Source organism: Corallococcus sp. 4LFB (assembly GCF_046520365.1).
Lineage (GTDB): Bacteria > Myxococcota > Myxococcia > Myxococcales > Myxococcaceae > Corallococcus > Corallococcus caeni.
The window spans coordinates 1-3,494 of the sequence record NZ_JBKGHJ010000682.1 but is presented as its reverse complement, the minus strand read 5'-3'; the positions used below and the strand labels follow the sequence as shown (position 1 = coordinate 3,494).

Sequence of the window (3,494 nt, the reverse complement as noted above, 5' to 3'; positions counted from 1 at the left end):
GCTGCGTGGACGCGCGCGCGTCGCTGCATGGCAGTCCCGCCGGGGGTGGAGCGGCGGCGGGGCGTGTGCGCGGAGGAGTTCCAGGCGCGCTACTACCGGGCGCACCGGCCCGTCGTCCTGGAGGACTTCCTGGAGGGCTGGCCGCTCCTGGAGCGCTGGCGGCCGGAGGCGCTCGCGCGCGACTACGGCGACGTGGAGGTGGAGGTCATGGCGGGCCGCGAAGCCCGCGCGGACCATGACCTGGCTCCGGACGCGTGCCGCACGGTGATGCGGCTGGCGGACTTCCTCCGCCGGCTGGAGCACGGCGGGCCCACCAACGACCTGTACCTCACCGCTCGCAACTTCGCGCTGGAGCGGCCGGAGCTGCGGGGGCTCTTGGAGGACCTGCGGCCGGCCCCGGGCTTCGTGTACCCGACGCGGCAGCCCGGGAGCATCAAGCTGTGGGTGGGCCCGGCGGGCACGCACACGGCGCTGCACCATGACGTGGACTCGGTGCTGTTCTGCCAGGTCCACGGGCGCAAGCGCTTCTGGCTGGTGCCCTCCTTCGAGACGCCCCACCTGTACAACCGCGAGCACGTGTGGAGCGCCGTGGACGCGGCGGCGCCGGACCTGGAGCGCTTCCCGGACTTCGCCACCGCGCACGTGCACGAGGTGGTGGTGGGCCCGGGGGAGATGCTCTTCATCCCCGTGGGCTGGTGGCACCAGGTGCTCGCGCTGGACGTGAGCGTGTCGCTGACGTTCCAGTCGCTGGACGTGCCGGGCGGGAACGCGTGGTGGCACACCTTCGGTTGAGGTGTGCCTTTTTCCGCTTCAATGGCTTGCGTCAGCCGTTGAGGTTTTCGTCCTTCGGCGTTTCAGGAAGGGGCGGTGTGGAGGGCGGCGGCGTGGGCGCGGGGGATTCGGGGATCCGCTTCCGGCTGAGGTCCTCCTGCGCGGGGTCACAAGGGGGATTCGGGTTGGGGACGATTTTGTATGAGTTCTCGGGAGGCGTCATGGAGTCCGCTCTTGGTGGATGTGGACGACCCAAATGGTTCAGCCCGGCTCAAGGGGGCAGGCGATGACGTCTTCCTTCCCCCCTGTATGGAGAACGTGGCTCGCGAATAACCTTGCGCGGGGAGTGCCCTCCGAAGGCCTGGGGGCCCGGTTGGAGGCGGCGGGGGTGGCCTCGGAGGTTGTCTGGGAAACGATTCGGGCCGCGCAGGCGCACCCCGCGGTGGCGCGGGCCCGGGAGTTCACGGGACGTCTGGGATTGCTTGAATCATTGCTTGGGGCGCGGTCGGCGTTGCGACGACAGGCATTGCCAGGGCCGCGCGTGGAGCGGCGGTCGAGGCTGGCTCCAGCGGAATTCTTCAATATGTATTACCGGCGCAACCGGCCGGTTGTGATTGAAGGGCTGATGGAGGACTGGCCGGCGCGGACGCGGTGGACGCCCGCGTGGATGGCCGAGCGCTTCGGTGACGAGACGGTGGAGGTGATGGCGGGGCGCGATGCCCAGGCGCTGCCGGACCTCCACGCGGACCGCCTGCGCCGGGACGTGCCGCTGCGGGAGCTGCTGGCGCGGTTCGACGGTGCGCCGGCGAACGACATGTATTTGGTGGCCCGGAACAGCCTGCTCTTGCGCGAGGCGTTCCGGCCGCTGCTGGAGGACCTGCGCGCGCCGGAGGGCTACATCCACCCGGACCTGCGCGAGCCCGACCGCGTGCACCTGTGGCTGGGGCCGGCGGGGACGCTGTCCAACCTGCACCATGATCACCTCAACGTCCTCTTCTGTCAGGTGTGGGGGCGCAAGCAGGTGTGGCTGGCGCCTTCGTGGGAGACGCCGTGGATGTCCAACGTGCGCGGCTTCTACAGCGCGGTGGACGTGCTGGCGCCGGACCTGGAGCGCTTCCCGGACTTCGCCCGGGTGGCGTTGCACACGGTGGAGGTGGGGCCGGGAGACACGCTCTTCATCCCGGTGGGGTGGTGGCACGCGCTGCGGGCGTTGGAGCCGAGCCTGTCGGTGACGTTCGTGAGCTTCGAGCAGACACCCGGGCTGAACACCTGCTGGCGGGACGGCTGGCTGGGCGCCAGGCCTTCGGAGGAGCACCGATGAGCGCATCGCGAGAAGTAGAGGCGGGGACCTCGCCGCTGACGCCCGAGTGGCGGCGGTGGCTGGTGGAGAACCTGGTGCGCGGTGCGCCGCCGCAGGAACTGGTGGCGTCGCTGGAGAAGGCGGGCGTGACGCCGGAGCAGGCGCGGCGCGCGGTGGAGGTGGAGCAGCAGGAGCCCTTCGTCGCGGGAGCCCTGCGCGCGGTGGGCATGCAGCGCAAGCTGGAGGGACTGCTGGACGTGTACGCGGAGCTGTTCCAGCAGACGGAAGGGCCTCCGCGGGTGGACCGGCATGACGCGCTGACGCCCGCCGCGTTCTTCGACCGCTACTACTTCGACAACCTGCCCGTGGTGCTGCGGGAGGGCTGGAGCGCGTCGCTGGAGGCTCGCGCCTGGAGCCGCGAGAGCGTCGCCGCGCTGCTGGGCGCGCGTGAGGCGAAGCACGCGTGCTGCGTGCCGCTGCTCGAGGACCCCCGGCTGGAGTCACTGGCACAGGGCCTGACGACGCTCCGGGGCTTCACGGCGGAGGACGCGCGCGCGTGCGAGCCCCGCTTGTGGTGGGAGCCGGCCGGGGCGGAGGTCCCCCTGCGCGCGGCACGGAACAACGTCCTGCTGGCGCAGGTGCACGGGGAGCGGCGGCTCCAGCTCGTCCCGGCCTTCGAGCTGCGGCGGGTGACGACGGCGTCGTCCGGCCCGGGGGCGACGAGGCGCCGTTGCGCCTGGAGGTGACGCTGTCTCCCGGGGAGTGCGTGCTGCTGCCGGTGGGGTGGTGGTACGGCTTCAGTGCGCCAGACGGCGGGGTCGCCGTCTCGTTCGAAGCCTTCGCGCTGCCTGAACCCAACGTGACCTGGGACGCCGACGCGGAGCCCCAGCCGTCGCCGCTGCCTCCGAGGGACTGAGCCGCGCCCGGCGCTACTGGTAGAGCAGGACCTTGTCCACCCAGCGCAGGCCGGGCTGTTTCTGGTGCCAGTCGAGGCGCTCGGCCCGCAGGGCCTGGGAGGGTTCCTCGCCGGACTGGATGCGCTCGCGCACCGCGCGGAAGAAGGCGCCCGCGTCGTTGGGGATCTCCGCCGTGGCGGCGAAGACCGCCCGGGCCCCCGACGCGACGAACGCCTGCGGCAGCGATGACGTCTCATGCAGGATGGGCGCGAGGCGGGCCGCGCTGCAGGCGCCCAGCACCACCAGCGGCGCGCCGTGCAGGTGACGGCGGCGCAGCTCCTCCGCGGTCAGCGCGTAGTGGCCGTCCTGCTGCGGCGACAGCGCGATGACGTGGCGTCCGACAGCGCGCGGTCCACCACGCCGTGCGCGTGGATGTCGATGTCCGTGGCCTGCTCCATCGCCTCCAGCACGCGCCTCGGGCGTGGCCTGCGCGCCTTGAGCCGCAGCAGCCGCTGCGCCCCGCCAGG

6 protein-coding genes are annotated in these 3,494 nt (G+C 72.0%); 4 read left to right on the top strand and 2 right to left on the bottom strand.

Annotation, left to right across the window (positions count from 1 at the left end; all coding sequences use genetic code 11):
* From ACLEQD_RS39470 to ACLEQD_RS39455, 4 genes are all read left to right on the top strand, one after another.
* Window positions 1-792, top strand: a 792-nt coding sequence (locus ACLEQD_RS39470; RefSeq protein ID WP_410391078.1) for a cupin-like domain-containing protein, incomplete at its 5' end; no start/stop codon positions are given.
* Window positions 793-1,312: 520 nt separating this feature from the next.
* Entirely contained in the window at window positions 1,313-2,092 is a 780-nt protein-coding gene (locus ACLEQD_RS39465) for a cupin-like domain-containing protein (RefSeq protein WP_410391077.1), read from the top strand.
* Window positions 2,089-2,817 carry a hypothetical protein gene (locus tag ACLEQD_RS39460; protein WP_410391076.1) on the top strand — a complete coding sequence of 243 codons (729 nt, stop codon included), beginning with the start codon at window positions 2,089-2,091 and terminating at the stop codon, window positions 2,815-2,817. The genes ACLEQD_RS39465 and ACLEQD_RS39460 overlap by 4 nt, the downstream gene beginning before the upstream one ends.
* Window positions 2,802-2,987, top strand: coding sequence for a hypothetical protein (locus ACLEQD_RS39455; RefSeq protein ID WP_410391074.1), 186 nt, complete (start codon window positions 2,802-2,804; stop codon window positions 2,985-2,987). Before ACLEQD_RS39460 ends, ACLEQD_RS39455 begins: the two co-directional genes overlap by 16 nt.
* Window positions 2,988-3,000: 13 nt before the next feature.
* On the opposite strand, the gene ACLEQD_RS39450 is transcribed toward ACLEQD_RS39455, so the two are convergent.
* Window positions 3,001-3,318 carry a CHAT domain-containing protein gene (locus tag ACLEQD_RS39450; protein ID WP_410391080.1) on the bottom strand — a complete coding sequence of 106 codons (318 nt, stop codon included), beginning with the start codon at window positions 3,316-3,318 and terminating at the stop codon, window positions 3,001-3,003.
* Window positions 3,315-3,494, bottom strand: a 180-nt coding sequence (locus tag ACLEQD_RS39445; protein WP_410391081.1) for a hypothetical protein, incomplete at its 5' end; no start/stop codon positions are given. The genes ACLEQD_RS39445 and ACLEQD_RS39450, both read right to left, overlap by 4 nt.